The sequence below is a fragment of the Bradyrhizobium sp. UBA2491 genome (genome assembly GCF_002341725.1).
Lineage (GTDB): Bacteria > Pseudomonadota > Alphaproteobacteria > Rhizobiales > Xanthobacteraceae > Bradyrhizobium.
Map to the genome: position 1 here is coordinate 18,737 of NZ_DDOP01000049.1, position 21,628 is coordinate 40,364.

General features: G+C 65.5%; 7 protein-coding genes. 1 reads left to right on the forward strand and 6 read right to left on the reverse strand.

Translation table 11 applies throughout. The features are described 5' to 3' along the window. Positions 1-19: 19 nt before the first annotated feature. The 6 genes from B2W55_RS16205 to B2W55_RS16230 are packed head-to-tail and all read right to left on the reverse strand — an operon-like array spanning position 20 to position 18,806. Complete coding sequence (locus B2W55_RS16205) at positions 20-724, reverse strand: class I SAM-dependent methyltransferase (RefSeq protein ID WP_024580691.1); 705 nt, start codon at positions 722-724, stop codon at positions 20-22. After that, positions 721-1,476: a thioesterase II family protein gene (locus B2W55_RS16210; RefSeq protein ID WP_024580690.1), complete on the reverse strand. Its 756-nt coding sequence runs from the start codon at positions 1,474-1,476 to the stop codon at positions 721-723. Before B2W55_RS16210 ends, B2W55_RS16205 begins: the two co-directional genes overlap by 4 nt. Further along, positions 1,473-2,555 (reverse strand): Gfo/Idh/MocA family oxidoreductase, encoded by a 1,083-nt coding sequence (locus B2W55_RS16215; protein ID WP_024580689.1) that lies wholly within the window; start codon positions 2,553-2,555, stop codon positions 1,473-1,475. Before B2W55_RS16215 ends, B2W55_RS16210 begins: the two co-directional genes overlap by 4 nt. Beyond that, the gene (locus B2W55_RS16220) at positions 2,552-3,673 is read right to left on the reverse strand and encodes a saccharopine dehydrogenase NADP-binding domain-containing protein (protein WP_024580688.1); all 1,122 of its coding nucleotides are present in this window, start codon (positions 3,671-3,673) and stop codon (positions 2,552-2,554) included. The genes B2W55_RS16215 and B2W55_RS16220 overlap by 4 nt, the downstream gene beginning before the upstream one ends. Then, positions 3,670-9,126 (reverse strand): non-ribosomal peptide synthetase, encoded by a 5,457-nt coding sequence (locus tag B2W55_RS16225; protein WP_024580687.1) that lies wholly within the window; start codon positions 9,124-9,126, stop codon positions 3,670-3,672. The genes B2W55_RS16220 and B2W55_RS16225 overlap by 4 nt, the downstream gene beginning before the upstream one ends. Continuing rightward, positions 9,123-18,806, reverse strand: a complete 9,684-nt coding sequence (locus tag B2W55_RS16230; RefSeq protein WP_291532248.1) for a non-ribosomal peptide synthetase — start codon at positions 18,804-18,806, stop codon at positions 9,123-9,125. Before B2W55_RS16230 ends, B2W55_RS16225 begins: the two co-directional genes overlap by 4 nt. A 519-nt stretch (positions 18,807-19,325) precedes the next feature. Here B2W55_RS16230 and B2W55_RS16235 point away from each other — a divergent pair. Beyond that, positions 19,326-21,620, forward strand: coding sequence for a TonB-dependent receptor (locus B2W55_RS16235; RefSeq protein ID WP_029879013.1), 2,295 nt, complete (start codon positions 19,326-19,328; stop codon positions 21,618-21,620). Positions 21,621-21,628: the final 8 nt, after the last annotated feature.

The window sequence follows — 21,628 nt, forward strand, 5'->3', positions numbered from 1 at the left end:
TCGCAAGGGGCTTGTCGCGTCAGACATAGAGAACTCCCGCCTGCTGGCTGAGCCGCTCGGCCCGGAGCCCGGTCTCGCGGGCGAGATCGTCCAGCCCGAATGTGTGCCAGATGCTGGTGTTGCGGATTGTCTGTGGAGGGCTGGGTCCGCCGGTGGCCACCCAGGTTGATGTCAAGCGCATGATGTCGCCCTCGCCAGGCTCGCCGTCGAGGGTTGCAGTGTAGCTGCGGCGGCCGATCGTCGCGCTCGCCAGCGGCAATGTCGGCAACTGCATCGGCTTCTCGATCGGCAGCAACTCGACGAAGATCGGCGCGCCGCTCGAAAGCCGCGGAAGCAAGCTTCGCCACAGCCTCTGGCGAGCCTCGAAATCGAGGTGGCCCAGAACGCCATAGGCGATCACGGCGCCGAGACGCTCGGGGAGCGTCAAATTTTCCACCGGCTCTGCAATGACCGTGACGCGGCGCGAGAGTGCGGGATCGCGGACGACCATGTTCATCAGCATCGCCCGCATCGCCGGCGCTGGCTCGACCGCCAGGATCTCGACATCCGGCACGGTTTCTGCGACCGCCAGCGTCGTGCGCCCGGTGCCGGCGCCGATATCGAGGACCGGACCACCGGCCGGATCGAGTAACCGCAATCTCTCGCGGAGCTTCAGTTCGCCCTCGCCATGCGCGCGCGCGACCAGATCGTAGAATTCCGCAACCGGCGAATAGTAGTCGCTCATGTCAACTCCTCGTCGAGCATTGCCCGGCGCACCGTCGCCACGACCTGCGCACGCTGGCTGGCGATAAAAAAGTGGTCACCCGGGAAAAAATGCACGCGGCAATTGCCGCGCGTGTAAGCCGACCAGGCATGCGCCGCCTCGCGGCTCAGCTCCGGATCCTGTTCACCAGCAAGCACGGTGATCGGACAATCGAGTGGCGGACAGGTGCCGGGGCGATAGCGTTCGATCAGGCGATAGTCGCCGCGCACGACCGGAAGCAGCAACGCCGCAAGCTCCGGCTCCTGCGCCAGCGCCTCATTGTCCGGACTGAGGCGCAACAACTCGGCCAGCAATTCCGAATCGGTGCTCTGGTGAATAGTGCTGTCCAGCGGATGATGACTGGGTGGCTGCCGGCCCGACACGACCAGACGACGAGGGCGGGCTCCGCGCGAGGTCAGACGCATCGCCAGTTCATGGGCGACGGCACCGCCCATGCTGTGACCAAGAAGACAGAACGGACGGCGCTCGACATGCGCCAGCGCTTCGTTCAGAAGCTCGTCGAGCAGGGTGTCCATATCCTCGACGCGCGGTTCGCCGAAGCGATCCTCGCGGCCCGGATATTGCGCGATGGCGACGTCGGTGTCGTCGTCCAGCAGGAACGGCCAGCTGCGGAACGCGCTGGCGCCACCGCCGGCATGGGGGAAGCAGATCAGCAGCCGCGAGGCCTGCGGCCGCGGCTGGTAGAAACGCAGATATCCATCGGTCCACGTCAAGGGTGTTCTCCAATGCCTGGAAGGAGTGCTGCCAGGTCGAGCGGCGGCGGCGCGTCCGGGTAGATCAATTCGGGTGAGCCCAGCGCCGTGGACACGTCATGCCAAAAAGCGGTCAGTCCGCTCGCCCATTGCGCCGACCGCGCCGCGGCGGACGGATCACCCCAGGACGCGATGAACTCGCTCACCGCCCGATTGATGGCCTGCGGCCACAGCACATCGAACACATCGCGAAACGTGCCGGGCTCGGTGCCCACGAGCAGTTCGCTCGACGGCACAGCGAGCCGTTCGGTTCTGGACCCGCGCAAGACCAGCCGGTGGGTGTCATCGCGATGGGTATGCAGACGCGGACTCCAGATCACCGGACCGTGGGTATCGGCGAGCGCGAGAATACCTGTGTCGAATCCCAGCGTCAGGCGATGCAACAGCAGAGCATGATTGTCGGCATCCGCCGGATGAATCTGATTTTGCACGCGCAGCGTACACGGCACCCCGCCGATATCGCCGTGGAGGCTGGTATAGGGACCACACCGGCGAGGCTCGAACGGCAGCAACGCCGATGGGCGAAGCCGTCCGACCGCCCGCGCCGCAACGTCGAGCAGCGGATACAGCACCTGGGCGCCGCAACTGCCATCGATGAACCGCGGCGCGGCGTGCCGGCGCAACAGCTCGGCGGCCTGGAGAAAACGGGCAATCGGCGCCACGGTCGGGTAGAACGCATTGACGCCGTAGCGCACACCATGACGGTGGGCGCTGCGCAGACAGCGTGCCAGCTCGGCCGGATGCAGCGGATGCTCCTGCAGCACGTGGATGCCGCGGCTGAGCAGCGCTTCGCTCACGTCGCCGCCCGGGCCTCCCGACACGCCGGCGCGCACAACGACGCAGGCGAAATCGATATCCGACGGCAACTCGGACGGCGCGGTGTAGTGCGCGACGCCGTACTGCTCCGCGCATTCGGCGGATGCCCGCGAGCCGGTCGACAGCACGCCGGCGAGCTCGATCTGCGGATGCTGCGCGAGCGCCTGCAGATAGAAGCGGCCGAAGCTCGTCCCGCATACGATGGCTCGTCGCCGGGGGCTCACAGCGCTCCCTCCTCGAGCTCGGCTTGGCTCAGGGTGTGACGACTGATGCGCGTCCCCGGATGCAGACGCAGCACGTCGTCCAGCGTGCGCTCCGGCGACAGCACATCGTCGGCAAAATGCAGGCCAGGCGGAATCTCGCCGCGAAGCAGCGCGCACAGCGCTGAAACCGCCGTCGCCGCCGTCAACGCCAGGCTGCTGTCGGTGACGATGGCGGCTCGCCGGGTCGGCTGCTGCGGTTGTTCGATCACGAACACCATCGCATAGTACGGCCGCATGCCGAGCACATCGAGTTCGCTCGCCCGCTCGACATCGCGCACCGCCGCGCTCAGCGCCCCGCTCGTGCCGCGCAGACCGATCAGGGTTTCGCGCAGCCGCTGCCCGCTGAACACGTTGAACCAGCGCAGTGTGGTGAACTTGCGTCGCATGGCTAGGCGCTCGGCATCGGCGCTGAGATACGGCAGCATCGCAGTCCTGCCCGGAAAGAAATCGAGTTGCACGTCTTCCTGCGCCGCAAGGCTGCGGCTTTGACGTCGGCCGAGTTCCCAACTCGCCCCGGCTTCGCCGTACCAGTAGCCGTCGATCGCCACGGCGTCCTGCGGTCGCAATGACAGCACCAGATCGGCGGCGGCCGCGCCGCCGATCCTTTCGACACCGCCGCCATAGACCGTCAATGCGCCTCCGGTCCGATCGCTCAGCCACGCCGGCACCAGATTCGCCAGTCCGGGCAGCATGCCGGCCGACAATATTGCGATCCAACCAGGATCGGCGGGCATGTGATCGCGGAGCAACGCATGCGCCGGTCCGTCGCCGGAAACATCAACGTAATGCGCGCCCTCGGCGGCCGCGGCACGCGCCACCCGGTCGAGCACCTGATATGATGGCCCGGCGCAGTTCACCACCACCCGGCAGCCGCGGCAGAATTCCGCCAGTGCGCGATCGTCGTTCAAGTCCAACGAACGGATGTCGTCGTTCGCATACTGCCGTAGCGCCTCGAGGGCGGTCCGCCGGCGCCCGCCGAGACGCAACGGTCCGACAGTCTCGCGCCGCAGCCAGCCGACCACATGATGGCCGACCTGGCCGCTCGCCCCCAGGATCCCGATCGGTGCGCTGCGCATCATGCGCCCGCACGCTGGGTATGCTGCGCGATCAGCGCCGCCAACTTCGATGCATGGGCCCGCGACAGACAACTGAAGTGATCGCCGGCAATGTCGTCGATAACGAGATCGCCCAGACAGATATCCCGCCAATAGCCCGCGACGTCCTGTGGCGTGCCGGGCAACAGCGGATCGCTGGCGCTGTTGCGCAACAGAACCGTGCGGCCAAGCCAGGCGTCGGGGCGATGCAGACCGACCGAGGCCATGCTGTGGCCGAACAATGCGTGCTGCCGCGCAAACGAGAGATCGGCGCCATCAGGCTGATGATAGATGCCGTCGGCCTGTCCGCCCGCGCTGAGCTGCGCCAGACGTTGGTCCAACGGCCGCGATGACCACGCCGCGAAACTGTCCCTGACCCCGCAATGCCTGTCATCGAGCTGGTCGAATGCATGCCGGGCGATCCGGCCGGGCTGGGCTTGCAGGATCTCACGCACCGCCGCCGCAAGTGACGGCTCCTCCGGCATCGCCAGGCGTTGTGGCGATGCGCCGAGCGCGCGGGCGAAGATGTAGTCGACCAATGCATCAGCCTCCACATGCGGCGGCTGGTAGGCACTGATCGCGACCAGTTCGGTTACCGTCTTGCCCTGCTCCGTCAGCATTCGGGCGATCTCGGCCGCCAGCAGGCCACCGAGGCAGTAGCCAATCAGCGTGAACTCATCGCCCTGCCGCGCCAGTTCGTCGGCGTAGCGCGCGGCCAGTCTGGTCAATGCGCGGTCCGGCGGCAGGTCCGTGAATGCCTCCTGCTGCGGCAATTCCACACCGATCCCGCGCGGCCATGCCGTCCTGTCGAGCGCTTGCAGCAGATGCTGGTAGGGCAACAGATTGCCGGTGCCGGCATGCACGAACACGCAGCAGCGGCCTCCCGGCGCCTGATCTCCCCACAGCGGGACCAGAGCCGAACGCACTTCCGCAACGGCCTGCTGTTCGCGCCGCGAATGGCGCAACCGCTCCGCCAGCGCGCGGATCGTCGGTTCGCGCAGCAGGTGCCTCAGCAACACTTCCCACTCCAACTCGGCTGCCGCCGGCAGTTGCTGGCGCAGCCGCGCGATCATGCGCGACAGCAGCAATGAATCGCCGCCCAGCGCATAGAAATCGACATCGCAGGCGGGCTGCGTCACGCCCAGCACATCTCCCCAGACATTCGCGATCTGCTGCTCCAGCGCGTCGCGCGGTGCCGCGCCGGACACCCCGGCGGAGCCGGTCCGCTTCCGCTCCGGCTGGACCAGGCCAAGCAACGCCGCGCGGTCGCTCTTGCCGCTGCGCAGCCGCGGCAATGCGTCGAGCACCTGCACTTGGGCGGGGACCATGTAACCGGGCAGCCGCTCGCGGAGAAAATCACGCAGCTCGTCGGCGCGCAGCAGCGACCGGTCGGTCTTGAACTGGGCGACGAAAACGCCCTGCCCGGCGGTGGCGAGGTTGCTATCGGCTGCCGGCGCGCAATCGGCGATCACCGCGCCCGTCTCCCGCAACCAGGTCAGCCACTGCTCGCGCGTGAAGAAGGTCTGGTCGGTATCGGCCCGCAAGTCGCGGAATCCGGTCAGCTCCGGAAAGAACTCCATCGACACCAGCAGCGGGTAATTGTGCCGCCGGAACGGTTCGATGAACACCACGCAGCCGCCTGGCGCCAGCAGCGTCGCGAACTGGCGCAGCACCTCGCCGGCATGCCGGGCATTGTGCAGCACGTTGGCGCAGAGAATGACGTCGAAGCTGTTGGGCGCGATGCCCTGCGGGCGTGCATCTTCGTTCATGTCGAAGATGCCGTAGTGCATCCAGGGATAGCCCGCGAACAGCCGGCGCGCTTCGGTGAGGAAGAACTCCGACAGGTCGGTGAACCAGTACTCTGGGGTAAACTCCGCGAGCGCCGGGACCAGATCGCTGGCGGTGCCGGCAACCCCGGCGCCTACCTCCAGCACCCGCAGCGGCGCCCCATTGCGCGTCTTCCGAGATTCGGCCAGCGCCCGCACGGCGGCGACCACCATGCCGTTCATGCTCCGGCTGACGAGGTTGTCGCGGTAGGCCGCGTGCGCGGTCCCCAGTTCGCCCTGAGGAAATAGAATGGCGCGCACATCGACTTCGCCGCGCAACAGACCGGACAATTGATCGCTGCACACTCGGATGTAGTGCAGGGTCTGGCTGCCATATCCGGCCTTGCGCTCGAGGTCATCGACTTCGGCCCAGAGCTTGCGAACCGTGGCGTCATCGGCGGCGATCAAGCCATGGTACTGCCCGTCATCGCACGACAGCGCGCCCGCATCGAGCAGACCGTCGAGCCAACGGCGCAGCAGCCGCTGATGCACCGCCGCCACGCCGGTCGCCTGGTAGATCTGCGCGAGGTCATGCCGCGCCTGCGGCGTCGCGAACAGGCCGTCGCCCCGCAAACGCGCGGCCATGGCCAGGATCGCGACGCGGTCGGCCCCGTGCATCAGCGCCGCAAAGGCATCGCCATCGATCTCATGCTCGATCGTAACCGCGCATTGATGCAGCCTTTCAACCACGACATCGGCCAGCGGCTGATCGTCCTGTCGCGCCTCGACAAACGCACAGAGCAGCTTCCCGCTGCCCTCCGCACTCAGCAACACCTGGGCGTCGCCGACCGCAGGATGCGTCCGCAACACGCCGGCGATCTCACCGAGCTCGACCCGGTGGCCGCGAATTTTGACCTGCGCGTCCTGCCGGCCGAGGAACTCGATCGTGCCATCGGGCCAATAGCGGCCGAGGTCGCCGGTCAGATACAACCGCTCGCCGTCGTCACGGGTGACGAACTGCCGCGCGGTCTTGTCGGGATCGTTGAGATAGCCCAGCGCAAGGCCGCGGCCGCCGATCGCAATCTGTCCCACCACCCAGTCCGGCCGTTCGCGCAAATGGCTGTCAACGACATGCATGCGCTGGTTGGCCAGCGGGCGGCCGTAAGGGATGCTGGACCAGTGTGCGTCAACCGCCGTGACCGGATGATAGATCGACCAGATCGCGGCCTCGGTTGCGCCGCCCAGGCTGATGAGCCGCGCCGCAGGGCTATGCCGTTCCAGCCGCTGCTTGAGATCGAGCGGAACCCAATCGCCGGACACCAGCGCCAGCCGCAAATGCGACGGCGCCGGGGCGCCGCCGTCCGCCGCATCGCACAGCATCTGTAGCTGCGCCGGCACCGTGTTCCACAGCGTCACGCGGTGCTGCGCGACGAGTTGCGCCCAGTGCGATGGATCGGTCTTGCGCGCCTCATCGGGATAGACCAGCGCCCCGCCGCCAGCGGGAATCCCAAACAGATCATAAACCGATAGATCGAAACCGAGACTGGCAAGCGCCAGCACGCGGTCGTCTGCGGTGACACCAAAGCGTTGGTTGATGTCCGCGACCGTGTTCCAGGCGGCCGCGTGGGAAACCACCACGCCTTTCGGCGTCCCCGTGGAGCCGGAGGTGTAGATGACATAGGCAGGCGCTTCCGGCGACACGGCCGGCAACATCAACGGTTCTGTGCGATCACGGTCCGGCTGCACCGCGACGATCGCCGGAGGCAATTCGCATTCGGGATCGGCAATCGCGAGGCGAATGCCGGCATCGCCCAGAATGGCGTTGCGTCGCGCGATCGGTTGATCGACGTCAATCGGAACATAGCAGCCACCGCACAGCAACACCGCCAGTGGCGCGATGGCCTGCATTCGTCCCTTCGCGCACAAGATGGCGATCCGCTCGCCGGGACGGCAGCCCTCAGCGGCGAGCCCCGCGGCCAGCGCCTGAGCCGCAGCCAACCACTCGCCATAGGTGACGCAACCACAATTGTCATAGAGCGCAGGCCGTTCAGGATGCTGCTCCGCCTGCGTCACCAGCGCCCGATACAACAACGCATCGGTGTGCTGCCACGCCGTCGCATTGACCACTCGCCGCACCGCCGCCTGCGCTTCGGGCAGCGCGACCAGCTGCGCCTGCTCGAGGACAGCGGCAGCATTGTCCGCAAGCCGCTCGACCAGGCCGCGGAACGCCGCGAACATCTGGTCAATGATATCAGGCGGAAACAGGCCGTCCCGCACGTCCCATGCGACCAGCAAGCCATCGGGCTGCTCGGTGATCTGGCAATCGAGGCTGACCTGCGGCGTCTGCGTCAAGCCGCGAAGGATGCGGTAGCCGTCCGGCTGCCCGCGCCGCGCTGGGGCTCCACCCGCCGTGCTGGTGAATACGACCGGCATCAGTACCGCCGTGCCGCGCCGACGGCTCAGTTCGCCGAGCACCTCGAGCCCGGAGAATCCGGCATGGTCGAGATCGTCGAACAGCTGACGGCCGATCGCCTGCACGCGGTCGCCAAAGCTCTTTGCGGCATCGAGATCGATCTCGAGCAGCGTCACCGACGTAAAATCCCCGATCACGGCGTCGATCTCGGGATGCAGCGGCTCGCGGCGGAAAATCGGCAGATTGAGCGTGAAGCGGCGGGTCCGGCTCCATGCCCCGAGCACCTCGGCGAACGCACCCAGCATCAGCGCATTGAGCGTGGTGCCACCCGCCGCAGCCGATGCATTCAGGTGTTCGCTTTGCGCCATCGACAATCGAAACGCGCGACGGCTGAAACGGCCGCTGTCCGTGGCAGCCGCGAGCGGCAAGGCGGCGGCCATCGGCAATTCCGGTGCGGGCGGCAACGCGTCCAGGCGCGTAAGCCAGTAGTTGCGGTCGCGCCGATAGCGCCGGCCCTGACGCTGCGCGCGACGCGCGATGACATAGTCGCGGAAGCTCACGGCAGGCACCGGCGGCAGCTCGGCGCCGGACACCAGCCGGTTGAGGTCATCGATCAGCAGATAGAGGCTTGCGGCATCGACCAGGATCAATTCGATCGCCAGCAGCAACACGGTCTGGCCCGGGCAACGGCAGAGATGGACGTCGAACAGCGGCCAGCGGGCATAATTGACCGGCTCCGACAGCATCCGCTCGCGCAGGTGCTCGATGTGCCGCTCGATCTGCGTATCGCTCTGGCCGGTGAGATCGTCGACCGGTATCGGGCGGGGCTCGACGTCCTTCAGGACCTGCTGATAGCCCTCATCCTCAATCGTGACACGCAGTACGTCATGACGGCGGACCAGTTGCTGCCAGGCCTGGTCCAACGCTTGCGGAGACGTCGGCGCGGGATAGGCGATCTCCAGATAGCCGCGGCACGACACGCCGCCATACTCAAATGCCCGATGTCGGCCGAGAAGGTAGGCACTCTGCGCTTCGGTCAGCGGAAACGGCTGATGGCGTCCGGCTTCATCCACGACGAGTTCGCTCGTAGCGTCGTCTTCGGAAAGATGTTGCAGGATAGCCGACTTGTTGGTGCTCAACCGCTGCTTCAGCTCGGACGTCATGACACCCTGCGGAGCGCGGAAGCGCAGCTGATCGCCCTCGTAGGAGAGTTCGACGCCGAGCGCTTCGACCTCTTCGACCAGATTGATGATGTTCATAGTGATCCTTCCTCCATGCGCGCCGCCGCGGCCAGGTGGCCGGCGATCGATGTCAACAGACCAGCGAGCGTGGCGTCGGCAAAGAACTCGCGCAGCGTCAGTTTGATGCCGTAGGATTCGGAGAGCCGCGCGACCAGACGCGTACCGAGCAGCGAGTTGCCGCCCAGCGCGAAGAAACTGTCGGTGCGTGCACGCGGTCTGACTTCCAGCAGCTCGTGCCAGAGCCGCGCGATCTCCTGCTCACGGGCGTCGTCAACCGGCAGCGCCTGTTCGGGTCGTTGCGGGCGAAGCTCGGCGAGGCGGTGGCGATCGATCTTGCCGTTGGCATTCAGCGGCCAGGCCGTCAGCGGCACGATCTCCGCCGGAACGGCATAGGCAGGAAGGCGCTCGCGCAGAAAGTCCCGCAGGCCGGCGCAATCGGATGCCACGTGCAACTCGACGAACGCCAGCAGGCGCGCAGCCTCGCCCTTGCCGTCGACGACGGCAACCGCGCGGCGGACCCTGTCGTGCTGTTGCAGGACCTGCTCGATCTCGCCAAGCTCGATGCGATGCCCGTGCAGCTTGATCTGGCCGTCGCGACGGCCGAGAAACTCCAGCACGCCATCGGGGCGGTAGCGCCCGAGATCGCCGGTGCGATACCAGCGCTGCGGATGGCTGCCGCTGAATTGCGCCGCGGTGAGATCCGGCGCGCCGCAGTAACCGCGCGCGACCCCCGCGCCGCCGATCCACAACTCGCCAGGCACCCAATCGGGCGCATCGTCGCCCAGCGCGTCGACCACACGGAAGGCCTGGTTGCGCAACGGCAGACCGTACGGCACCGACCCCCAACCATCGAGCGGCGGCGTACCAACCGGCCACGCATTCGACCAGATCGACGCCTCGGTTGCGCCACCCATGGCGATGACCTGCGCTTGCGGCGCTGTGGCGGCAAGCCGGGCAGCAATATCTGGCGCAACCCAGTCTCCCGACAATAGCGCCAGACGCAGCGCCGGGAGCGCGATCTTGCGCGCCGCAGCCATCGTCAGCGTCATCTCCAACAACGCCGGCACGCTGTTCCACAGCGTGATGCCGTGCTCGGCCATCAGCTCCAGCCAACGATCGGCATCACGCCGCTCGTCATCCGCCGTCAGCACCAGCGTCGCGCCGCGTCCGAGCGTGCCGAACAGATCGAAAACCGAAAGATCGAAGTCGAGCGCCGATACGCCGAGAACAACATCCTGCGTGTCGACTGCGAATCGTTGACAGATGTCGTCAACCGTGTTGACGGCGCTGCGATGCTCGATCTCGACGCCCTTCGGCTCTCCGGTCGAACCCGAGGTGAAGATGATGTAGGCCAACGCATCGGCGCCCGCCGGTCCGCAGGGCTGTGCCAGCGGCGCGGTATCGAGCGCCTCCGACAGCACGCCGAGCCCTATCGACGGCGGAAGCGCCGGCGCGTGATCGGCGAGCACGAACGGGATGCCGGCCTTTGTACACATCAACGCCTGCCGCCGAAGCGGATGCGCGGGATTGATCGGAACGTACGCAGCGCCCGCCGCCAGCACACCCAGCACCGCAGCAACCTGGCCGGCGCCGCGCCGGCAGCTGATTCCAACGTTGTCGCCCGGCCGGACGCCCTGGCGTTGCAGATAGGCCGCAATACTCAAGGCCTGGCGCGCCAGCGCGCCATAGCTGATCTCGCCGCTCTGCTGCGTCCATAACGCTCGACGTTCCGGCATCACCTCGGCCTGCCGGAAGAACGCCGCGTGCAACGCTTCGGCCGGCGACCGAGCTGCGGTGGCGTTGACGCGATCACGCTCCGCGCGCTGCCGCGCAGGCAACGCGCGCTGGAACGGTTGCCGCCAGTCGGCGTCGATCAGTTGATGCAGCAGTGCAAGATAGCTGTCGAACATGTCCGCGACCATGCCCTCAGGGAACAGCTCTTCGACGTAGTCCCAGCTCAACAGCAGCCCGTCGGCGAGATCGATCGCCTGATGATCGAGCCACACTTGCGGGGTCTGCGAACTGGTGAAGTCGGGCCAGCGGGTCGCCTTGGCAAGCGTATCGGAGACACCCAGCATGCTGGTGAACACCACCGGCACCGGCCGGACCTCGGCGCCGTTGCGACCCGCGAGTTCGCGAAGCACGCGTACGGCAGAGACTTCCTGGTTATCGAGATCCCGCCAGATCTGCGCTTGCAGGCGTTCCGCGCGCGCCAGCCAACTTTCTCCGGTTTCGGCCCGATAGGCCGCCAGGATCAGGGACGTGAAGTCGCCGACCACACGATTGATGTCCGGGTGGAGTTCAGGACGATCGAACAGCGTCAGATTGACCACCAGTTCGGACTGTCCGCTCCAGCGGCTCAGGATTTCGCTGAAGCAGGTCAGCAGCATCACCGACGGCGTGATACCGGCGTCTCGCGCTTTTCCGGTCAGCCGCGACCACGGCTCGGGCGCAAGCCGCGCCTCCGCGCGAGCGAAGCGTGGCCGCGACAGCGTCGACGGGTCCGCCCGGGTCGGCAACGCCGGCGCCGGCGGCAGGGCCGCGAGACGCTCGCGCCAGTACCCGAGGGCCCGCTCGGACACCCCGGTCCGCGCGCGCGCGCAGACGTAGTCGCGGAAACCAATGCCGATCGTCGGCAACACCTGATCCGGCCGATCATAAAGCTGGAACAATTCCGTGAGTAGCGTCAGCATGCTCAAGCCGTCCACCACGAGATTGTCGAACAGCACGGCAAGTCGGCTCCGCCCTTCGCCATGACGGATCACATGAATGTCGACCAGGCCGCCGGTCGCAATGTCCCTCGTCTGGCGGGACAGTTGGTCGCGCAGCGATGCAAGCTCGGCAGACTGGTCGGCCACGGCATGCAGATCGTGGAGATGAATGTGGCTGCCGGGTTTGGGCGGCAGCACGCGCTGCCGGCCACTGTCGTCGATGACACAACGCAACATGTCGTGCCGCTCGACGAGCGTCGACCACGCCTGCTCGAGCCGGGCGACGTCGAGGTTCTCCAGGTCATACTCGACGTAGCATTGGGCAGCGATGCCGCCCAGTTCGAAGTCTTCGCGCCGCCCCAGCCAGTAGGCCTGCTGCACATCGGTCAACGGAAACGGCAGATGGCGCGATGCGGGGTCGGCGACAATCGCGGATGCCGCCGGCCGCTGATCGGCCACCAGGGTCGCCGCGAAATCGCCGAGCTGCGGTTGCGTGAACAGTGCCGCCAGCGCACCGCGATAGCCCCGTCCCTGCAAGCGCGTCATCAGGCGGGTCGCGATCAGGCTGTCGCCACCGAGCGCGAAAAAGTTGTCGTCCGCTCCGACTTCGGCGTGCCCCAGCAATTCGGACCAGAGATCGGCGACCAATCCCTCGACGATTCCGGTGGGGCGCCGCCGTTGCGCTCCGCCGCCGCCCGCAGCGACCACGGCGAGCTGAGCGGCAATGGCCCCACGATCGATCTTGCCATTGGCCGTGAGCGGAAAGCGCTCGAGCTGGAGCAGATACTCCGGCACTTCATAGTCCGGGAGCGTCGCCTGCAATGCGGTCCTGACCTTCGCCAGATCGAGCGACTCCGTGGCGATGACGGCAGCGCCGAGCTTGGCGGCGGCCCCTTTCAGCAACACCGCCGCAGCCGCATCGATCTGCGGATGGCCGACCAGGGCGCCCTCCACTTCAGCGAGTTCGATACGATGCCCACGGATTTTTACCTGATTGTCGGCGCGGCCCAGGAATTCAAGAATGCCGGCCGGATGATAGCGCGCAACGTCACCGGTGCGGTACCAGCGCCCGCCATCCCGTTCGACGAACTTCTCTTGCGTCCGGGCCGCATCGCCGTGATAGCCTTGCGCCACACCGGCGCCTGAGACCCATAGTTCGCCCTTGACCCAGTTCGGGCAATCGCGCCCGAAGCCGTCCACCACCCGGCAACGCATATTCGCCAGCGGGCGGCCGTAGGGCGCACAGGCCCATTGCGGATCCTGCCGCGTCACCTCGTGACATGTCGAATGGATGGCGGCTTCCGTCATGCCGCCCAGCGCCGCGAAACGCGCTTGCGGCGCACGGCGCCATAGTCCGTCCGGCAGCGACCGTACCACGCGATCACCGCCGACCATCACGAGACGAAGTCCGGCCGGAAGGCCGACCCGGTCGGCGGCTATCGTGATCATCTCGACCAGCGCCGGCACCGCGCTGATCACCGTCACTTCCCACCGGTTGATGAGCGTGACCCAGGCTGCGGCGTCGCGGCGCTCCGCCTCCGAGATCATCACAACGGAAGCACCGAGGCTGAGAAACGCAAACAAGTCATAGGCCGATAGATCGAAATCGAGTGCCGAGAGCGCGATGGTCCGGTCTTCAGGGCGGATGGCGAACAACCGGTCGACGGCATCGATCGTGTTGGCCACGGCGGCGTGGCTGACCTCGACGCCTTTCGGCACACCGGTCGAGCCCGAGGTGAAGATGATATACTTGATCGCTTCGGGCGGCTGCACGACCGCCGCCGGTAGAGCCGGTCCGCCCAACGCCACGGAAAGCGGCACCACAGGCGTTGCGACCGGCCAGTCCAGCCGCTCGCGACTAACGTCATCCGTCAGCACCAGGCGGACGCCGGCTGAGCCGTACACGATCTCCCGGCGCGCCATCGGCAGATCAATGCCGGATGGCACATAGCACCCGCCCGCCGCCAAGACGCCGAGCACTGCGACCACCTGGTCGGCGCCCTTGGCATGAGTGATCGCCACGCGGTCTCCCGGCTTGATGCCGTACGCAGCGAGATAGCCCGCGACCCGCAGCGCCTGGTCGGCCAAGGTTTGATAGTCAATCATCCGATCGGCGCAGATCAGCGCAGGCGCCGCGGGCGTCTGCTCCGCCTGGGCAAAGAACCTCAAATACAACGGCCGGGTATCGGGCCAGACATGGACCGTGCTGTTGACGTCATGTCGGATTTCCTGGTGCGCAGCCGGCGGCGCAAGCAGCACCGGATGAGCCCAATGTTCGTCCGCCAGCCGCCGGACCAGCCCGACATAAGCGGCAAACATGTCATCAAGAACACCAGGCGCGAAGAGTTCGTCGACGCCGTCCCAATCAAGCACGAGACAGTCGCGGGATTCCGAAACCTTGGCATCGAGCCAGACCTGCGGCGTCTGCGTCAGGGCATAGACCTGGCGCGGAAAGGTCGGCGACAGATCGAGCGAGGCATCGTTTGGCAGGCCGAGCACGCTGGTGAATACCACGGGCATCGTGGCCATCGGCTCGCCCTTGCATCGCGCCAGTTCGCGCAGCACCCACACGCCCGACACATCCCGGTGCGAGAGCCCCTCGCCTTCCTGGCGCTGCAGCCGCAGCGCAGCGTCGACGAAATTCATGCCCCCGCTGGCCTCATAGCCGAGCAACAGGATCGACGCGAAATCACCGACGACGCGGTCGATTTCATCGTGGCAGCGGGGACGATCAAACAGTGTCAGGTTGATCGCCACCGACGGTTGATTGCTCCAATAGCCGAGCACCTCGCCATAGGCCGCCGCCAGCGCGACGCTTGGCGTGACGCCATGCTGCCGGGCACGCTGCCTGAAGCGTTGCCAGCAGGACGCATCCAGCGTCTCGCTGAGACGTCGAAATCGCGGCTGTCGGAGCGTTTCCGGCGCCGCCTGCAGCGGCAGCGCCGGCGCCTCCGGCAGCTCGGCGATCCGCGCCTGCCAGAAGCGCTGTGCGCGATCGACGCGCTGCGGATCCGGTCGGTGCTGAGCGACGTAGTCACGGAAGCGGAGCTTCGAGGCCAACTCCACGGTTCTGCCGTTGCTGTACAGCTGGTCCCATTCGGTGAACAGGACCATGATGCTGCGTCCGTCCAGCATCAGACTGTCGAGGCTGACGAAAATCCGCGAACGGATTTGTTCGCCGACCGGATATTCCGCAACCTGGACGTCGAACAACGGCCATTGGGTGACGTCGTAACACGCATGCGATAGCGCATGCCGCAGCTCCTCGAGTCGCGTCTCGGCAGCTTCCGCGGACAGTTGATGCTGACGAATCTTGTAGGCAGGAACGGTTTCCAGCACGCGCTGCTGGCCCTGCTCCGTCACCACGGCGCGCAGCATGTCGTGACGGCCGACCAAGGTTCGCCAGCAGCTTTCCAGCCGCTTGATGTCGAGATTCGTTCCGTCGAGCTCGATATAGAAATGCGAGCCGACCCGACCGAGCGGCATTTGCGGCGAACGCCCGATCCAGAACGCTCGCTGGATGTCCGTCAGCGCGAATGGCTGGAAGCGTTGCGCCGGATCGGCATGAATGACGGTCTCCTTGGCACCCGCTCGCCGTTGCAACGTGGCGCAGAACGCGGCGAGTTCCGGCTTCGCGAACAGATCCGCCAATTGCCCGTCCAGCCCTCGCCGACGCAGTTCCGCCATCAGCCGCGTTGCGATCAGGCTGTCGCCGCCGAGAACGAAGAAGTTGTCGTCGCGACCGACATCAGGCGTTGCCAACAACGATTGCCAGACGCCGCTGACCAGCCGCTCGATCTCGCCGAGCGGCGCCCGTCGCGGATGCGCTTCGGATCGAAGCTTCCGTTCGGCCTGCTGGATGAGGTTCTTTCGGTCGATTTTGCCGTTGGCGGTCAGCGGAAACTGCGGCACCTGCTGATAGTGTTCCGGTACGGCATATTTCGGCAGCCTGGCCGCAGCCCATTGGCGTAGCTCAGCGATATCGATGTCGCTTCGTAGAACCACCAACGCGCTGAGCTGGCGCGCCACCGGTGCGACCACAACGACGAGGACTTGCTCGACCGCCGGGTGAAGCGACAACACCGCCTCGACCTCGCCGAGCTCGATCCGATGGCCGCGGATCTTGACCTGATTGTCCGCACGTCCGAGAAACTCGATGATGGCGTCCTTTCGGTAGCGCACATGATCGCCGCTGCGATACCAGCGCCGTCCCCCGTAGGTGACGAACTTGTCAGCGGTCCGTTCGGGATCCCCGCGATATCCGATCGCAACTCCGGGGCCGCTGACCCACAACTCGCCTGCGACCCCGACCGGGCAATCGCGGCCGTGACGATCGACGACACGGCAGGACATGTTGTCGAGGGGATGCCCATAAGGCACCACACTCCAGCCGACCTCGTCGGGATCGAGCTGATGACAGGTCGAATGGATCGCCGCCTCGGTCATGCCTCCGAGCCCGACGAACGGAGCGTCGTTCGTGACCCGCCACCATTGTTGTGCCAGGTCGGGCAAGATCCGATCGCCACCCAGCATCACGAGACGCAAGCCGGCCAAGGGTTCACCCCCGTTGGCCATCAGCAGCATGTCGAGCAGGGCCGGCACGCAGCTGATCACGTTGACATGGCGCTGCCGGATCAGTTGCAGCCAGGCGCGGGCATCGCGCCGCTGCATCTCGTCGACCACGACGACACTGCCACCATAGGCCAGGAAGGCAAAGATGTCGTAGGCCGACAGATCGAAGTCGAGTTCGGACAGCGTCAGCGTGCGATCGCTCGCGTTGACGCCGAAGCGGCGGTTGACGGCGTCGATGGTATTGGCCACCGCGCGATGTGAGACCTCCACGCCTTTGGGAACGCCGGTCGAGCCGGACGTGAAAATGACGTACATCGCCTGCTCGACCGGAACTTCGACCGGCCCCGCCAGGGGAGCGAATTGCAGAACATCAGCAAACTGGTGGACCGGCCGCACCGCCGACGCATGCCCACTTGTCGCGACCAGCACCAGCCGCACGTCCGCACTCTGATAGATCTGATCGCGTCGCAACTGTGGCAGGTCGATCCCGCATGGCACATAGGTGCAGCCGGCCGCCAGCACGCCGAGCGCCGCAGCAATCTGCTGCCATCCCTTCGGCATCGTGATCGCGACCGAATCGCCGGGCCGCACATCGCTCGCATGCAGGAATGCGGCGACGCGCAGCGCCCGTTCGGCGAGTTCACCGTAGCTCATGGCATCGCCATCGCCCCACAGCAGCGCGACGGCGTCGGGCGCGTGTGAGGCCTGCGCGAAGACGCGTGCGAACAATGGCTCCGGCACCGGCGGCCGACGGACCTGCTGCGGCTCGATCGGCGCAACGGGTGCAAGCTCCTGCAACGGGAGATGCCAGGCTTCAGGGGCCTCAAGCAGCCGGTCAATTTGCGCCCGGAAGTAGGCGAACATCGCGGCCACGACACCTTCGATGAAAACGTCGTCGCGGACGTCCCAGTTCAGCAAGATCCCGCCGCTGTACTCCGTAATCTGAGCGTCGAGCCAGACTTGCGGTCCTTGTGATATCGACCACACCGGTTCGCCGAACTGCTCCCGCACCGAGGGTTCATAGAGATCTCCCAGCGCCAGCGCACTGGTGAACACCACCGGCGCCAACACTTGCTGCCCTTGCTGGCGGCGGGCGAGGTCGCGCAGCACCTCAACGCCACCATACTCCGCGTGAGCAACGGCCTCATGCAGGCTCCGCTGTTGCGCCCTGATCTGTTCCAGGAACGGACGCCGATCCGGGCAGGCGTTGATCAGCACCGAACTGGAGAAGTCGCCCACCAGGCTATCGACGTCCGGGTGGTCGCCCTGCCGGGAAAACACCGGCAGATTGAGCAGGAACGGATCGCCCCCGCTCCAACGACCGACGGTCTGCGCAAACAGCGTCGTCATTGCCGCGGTGACGGTCACCCCGTTTTGCCGGCACAGCTGGTTCAGGAGACTGCTGGCGTGAGGGTCGAGCCAATGATGATGGCGCACGACCCGCGGCGGCGTCGCGCTATCGGTCGTGCTTCGCAGCGGCAACGTGGGCGGCGGCGCCAGATCGTCCAGCTGCGCCCGCCACCAGGCCCGGGCCTGCTCACGCTCGACGGCGCGCTGCCCCGCGGCTTGCTGGAGGTACTGCTCATAGCTGAGGTCCAGCTGCCGGAAAATATCACCCGGCCGTCGATAGAAGAACGCGAGCTCCCGCAGGATGATGCGCAGGCTCACGGCGTCGCCCGCGATCATGTCGAGATCGATATGCAGTCGCGCTCCACCATCGGGCAGGCGCGACAACGCGATCATGATCACCTCGCCCTGCTCGACGCGAAGCCGCTGGTGTGAATAGCGCTGCCGCATGCCTTCGAGCTGCCGGGCGCACTCGCAATCATCAAGCCCACGCAGGTCATGCACGCGAAACACCGGAAGGCCCGGAGACGCCAGCACGCGCTGGCGTCCTTCGGGCGTCACCTGCATGCGCAGCATCGGATGGCGCTGGACCAGGGCATCGACCGCCCGGGCCACTCGTTCCGGATCCAGACCCTCGCCGTCCAGCTCAGCATAGAAATGCGCGGTGACGCCCCCGAATTGCTGAGCGTCGCCGCGCCCGATCCAGAAAGCATGCTGCATGGTGGCAAGCTCGAAGCTGCCGGTCTGCTCGGCCGGCTCGCCCGTCGGCGGCTGGGTCGGAAGCGCGGACAGAGCCGACAACTCACGGCGCCAATCCGCCAGCGTCCGCTTGCCTATCAGTGCAGAGAATCTCACAGCGATGCCGGCTCGCCGCAATAAGCTCGCGGCGCGCATGGTACGCACCGAGTCAAGCCCGAGACAGAGCAGATCGCTCTCATCATCGAGCCGGTCGGCGGGAACCTCAAGCAATCCGGACAGTGTCTTGACCAGAATATCCGCATGTCCACGCATCACATTATCTCCAGTGCTTTCGATCCCGCCGAGTAAGCGCGAATGCAGACCCGCCAAGTCGGCGCCGAACGTTCGAGCACGATTTTCAGGTGGACGTTGCTCATGCAACTACGGGCCTGTTCCGCAATGGCCCGGAGGCATCGTTCCGTCGATCGACGATAGGGGCTCGGTGTAGCCTCGGTATCGGACTCCGACGTGAACCATCGACCGGGCAGCAAACGCGAAGACGACAGCGATACGGAATTCGGGTCTCGGCATCATCGACAAACGGCTACCACTGCTCTCTGTTGACCTGGCGGAGGGCTCACGCTCTGCGGTTCGCTGAGTTCGCATCGCTATGATGCGAGGAAATGCTCGCTTAGATTGATTTTCTCGGCAGCATTTTTGCTCGGTCAGATCAATAGATAGGCCTGCCTTGCAGTGCCAGACCCGCGACGTTTGCGTGCGGGCTAAAGACTTATGCACGCGGTCGGCGTGGAAACATTCTAGGTGCGCGACCAACGCCTGCTCGATAGGACATTGAGCGGTTTCCGGCCGACGCCGGATTGATGGATTGATGAATTGGATCTTGAATAGATGACGATCTCAAAGACGGATTTGACCAGAGCGCCTTACTTGGGAGCAGTCAGTTATCTTGTGCTCGCGGTCATTTGCAGCGAACCGACCGTTGCTCAAACGAGCCTGCCACCGGTTACGGTCGAGGCACCGAGCAAGCCCGCAGTAAGACGCAACACGGCGCCACAACGTTCAACGCGGCTCATTCGCGCGGCTACGCGCGACCGACAGACTGCCCGAAATCGCAGCGAGCCGACACCGACCGCTTATCGCGTACCGGCCGCCTCCCAAGTCAATGGCCCTCCCGCGCCGTTTGCAGGCGGACAGGTCGCGAGTGGAACGCAAGTCGGTATTCTCGGCAACAAGAGCATCTTCGATACGCCGTTCAGTATCGCCGGCTACACGAAAGATTTGATCCAGAGCATTCAGGCAAAGAACGTTTCGGACGTTCTTGAAAGAGATCCTGCTGTCACGGTCGGTTCGAACAGCTCCTATTATGATGTCCTTTCGATTCGCGGGTTTCCTTACAACGCCAACGACGTTGCGCTGAACGGGCTCTACGGTGTCGCGCCGGGCACCACCTATCCGGTCGAATTGTTCGATCGGATCGAGGTGCTGCGCGGCCCCAGCCAGCTTCTGTATGGCGCGCCGCCGCTTGGTTCGCTGGGTGGCGTCGTCAACCTGGTGCCCAAGCACGCGACCGACGATCCGATCGCGCAGATCACCGGCACATACTGGTCGAACGGGATGGGCGGCGTCGCGCTCGATGTCGGACGGCGATACGGCGAGTTCAAGGAATGGGGCGTTCGCGTCAACGCGCTCTACCGCAACGGCAATGGCCCAGTCGACCGGCTCAACGAAGAAGCAAGCGCAGTTTCGCTCGGCCTCGACTACCGTGGAGAGCGCGTGCGAGCGTCGTTCGATTACTTCCACAACGATCTCGACCAGAAGAACGGGCAGCGAACGACATTTGGATTGCTTCCTGGAGTCAACGTTCCGACCGGCGTCAGGAACACCAACAATCTGGCGCAGCCATATGAATTCTATAATGCGAACTACGACTATGGCGTTGCCAGAGTCGAAGCCGACGTGCTCGACAATGTGACGGTCTTCGGCGCTTTCGGCGCGAAGAAACAGAGCGCCACGTTCCTTCAGGCTCTCGCCAACACGGTGATCGACAACGCCGGCACGGTGTCCCAGTTCGAAGTTGGCGGCCCCTTCAAGATCAACACCACATCGGCCGAAGTCGGCGTGCGGGGCGAGTTCGAGACCGGCCCAATCAGGCACAAGGTCGTCTTCACGGCGCAGGACGTTCGCTTCGACCGGCAGTCGGCGCTGACGTTCGGGATGGCGTTGACCAACATCTACAATCCGTCCCCGTCACCGAATCCCGGGATCTCCGTCGACGGCGCCGGCCCCGCATTGCCGCTCACGAAGGTCGACAACAGCAGCCTCAGCGTTGCCGATACGCTTTCCGTGCTCGATGAGCGCATAGCGTTGACGGTCGGCGCGCGGCACCAATGGATGCAGCAGGACAATTATGGCCTGAACACCGGCAAATTGACGGACACCGAGAACAATTCAAAGACGTCACCGGCAGTCGGGCTGGTCGTGAAGCCATTCGAGAATGTGTCGCTGTACGCCAACTACATCGAGGCATTGACCCAGGTGGTCCCTGCCCCGCTTGGCTCGGCGAATGCTGGCCAGGGTTTTGCACCGGTCGTAACCCAACAAAAGGAAGTCGGCGTCAAGGTCAATTGGTGGGGCACGCTTGCCACAACGCTAGCGGCCTATGACATTACCTCTCCATCGGTGTTCACCAATCCCGTCAACAATGTTTACGGACCGCTTGGTTTGCAGCGCAATCGTGGTGTCGAGTTCACGGTGTTTGGCGAACCGACCCGGGGTGTCCGCCTGCTCGCAGGGGTCAGCCTGATCGACGGCCGGCTGGAAACCACCCTCGATCCCACCACCGTCGGCAAGAGAGCGCCGGCCGTTCCCGACTATCAGGGGTCGGTTGGCGTCGACGTCGATATCCCGGCCGTGCCTGGCCTCACCATTTCCCCGGTCGCCGTCTTTGTCGGCGATAGCTACTACGATCCCCAGAACACGCAACGCGTGCCAGCCTACATACGTGCCGACCTCGGAGCATCCTACACGTTCGCCAACATGTGGTCCGCCAAACCGATCACCGTGCGCGGGCGGGTTACCAACTTGTTCGGTGCCGACTATCTTACCAACATCCCTGGTGCGGTCGGCGGATTGTCGATCGGCGCGCCGCGCGCTTACATGCTCTCGACGACATTCAACTTCTAGGAGAGCGA